Source organism: Pelomonas sp. KK5 (assembly GCF_001984095.1).
Taxonomy (GTDB): domain Bacteria; phylum Pseudomonadota; class Gammaproteobacteria; order Burkholderiales; family Burkholderiaceae_C; genus KK5.
The window spans coordinates 1-1,209 of sequence record NZ_LYVQ01000483.1 but is presented as its reverse complement, the minus strand read 5'-3'; the positions used below and the strand labels follow the sequence as shown (position 1 = coordinate 1,209).

3 protein-coding genes are annotated in these 1,209 nt (G+C 72.6%); all 3 read left to right on the top strand.

Going from position 1 to position 1,209, the window contains the following annotated elements; all coding sequences use genetic code 11:
- The coding region (locus tag B0W88_RS31840) for a response regulator transcription factor (protein WP_198938011.1) at nt 1–344 on the top strand (344 nt) is incomplete at its 5' end.
- A gap of 92 nt (nt 345–436) precedes the next feature.
- A complete protein-coding gene (locus B0W88_RS31835; RefSeq protein ID WP_077038415.1) occupies nt 437–715 on the top strand; it encodes a DUF4242 domain-containing protein in 279 nt (92 codons plus the stop codon).
- Between the two features lie 149 nt (nt 716–864).
- On the top strand, nt 865–1,209 hold a 345-nt coding region (locus B0W88_RS35270), incomplete at its 3' end, for an alpha/beta hydrolase fold domain-containing protein (RefSeq protein WP_158080994.1).

The window sequence follows — 1,209 nt, the reverse complement described above, 5'->3', positions numbered from 1 at the left end:
CGCTGGACCTGTTCGAAGGGGTGGGCGCCCTGCCGGCCGCCGAGGCGTTGCGCCGGCGGCTGCGCGAACAGGGCATCCATGGCCCGCGGCAGGCCACGCGCGAGCGCCCCTTCGGGCTCACCGGCCGCGAACTGCAGGTGCTGCGGCTGCTGTGCCAGGGCCTGCCCGAGATTCCGTCCAATGCCGAGATTGCACGGCAGCTGTCGCGCTCGGTCCGCACCGTGGACCACCACCTCGCCGCCGTCTTCGCCAAGCTCGGCGTCGACTCCCGCGCCGCCGCCGTGCAGGCCGCCGGCGCCGCCGGGCTGGCGCCGAAAAATGGGCAATCCGCGCCCGCAAACTAGGCAGGCCTGCCCTCGCGGCGATCCCGGCGCGGGACGATCCTTCAGGCACCGGCGGCACGGTGCCGCACGGATCCGACGAGGAGATCACCACCATGGCCCGCTACCTGATCGAACGCAGCTTCCCCGACGGCCTCTCGATCCCCCAGACCGAGGAAGGCCGCCAGGCCGTCGCCGGCGTCATCAAGACCAATGCCGAGAGCGGCGTCACCTGGGTCCATTCCTACGTGAGCCCCGATCGCAAGAGCACCTTCTGCATCTACGACGCGCCGACGCCGGAGGCGATCCGCCAGGTGGCCGACCGCAACGGCCTGCCGGTGGGCCGCATCACCGAGGTGAGCGTGCTCGATCCCTACGCCTACCGGCCGGCCTGAGCCGATCCGCCAGGATCACCCCTTCGGCGGGTGAGAGGCGCCGCCGCTTCGCGTTGCCGATTCGACTCCGTCGAAGTCAAGCGCGGCGGCCTGGGATTTCCACGGCACCTGTGCGATGATTGACATCGATATCAATCGCCGGAGTGCCCATGCCCATCGATCCCGAACTGCTCGCCGCGCTGCAGGCGCGCATGGCCGCGCAGCGGCCCGCTGCCGACCTGGCCGCCATGCGGGCCGGCTTCGCCGCGACCGGTGCGTCGCTGCCCCGCCCGCCGGACATCGCCGTGGAGGATCGCCAGGTGCCCGGTCCTGGCGGGGCGATACCCGTCCGCCTGTACCGGCCGCGGGGCGCCTTGCCGGGCGGCCCGCTGCTGATCTTCCTGCACGGCGGCGGCTGGATGTTCGGCGACCTCGACAGCCATGACGCCGCCTGCATGCATCTGGCGGCACAGGCGGGCTGCGCGGTGGCGGCGGTGGCCTACCGGCTGGCGCCC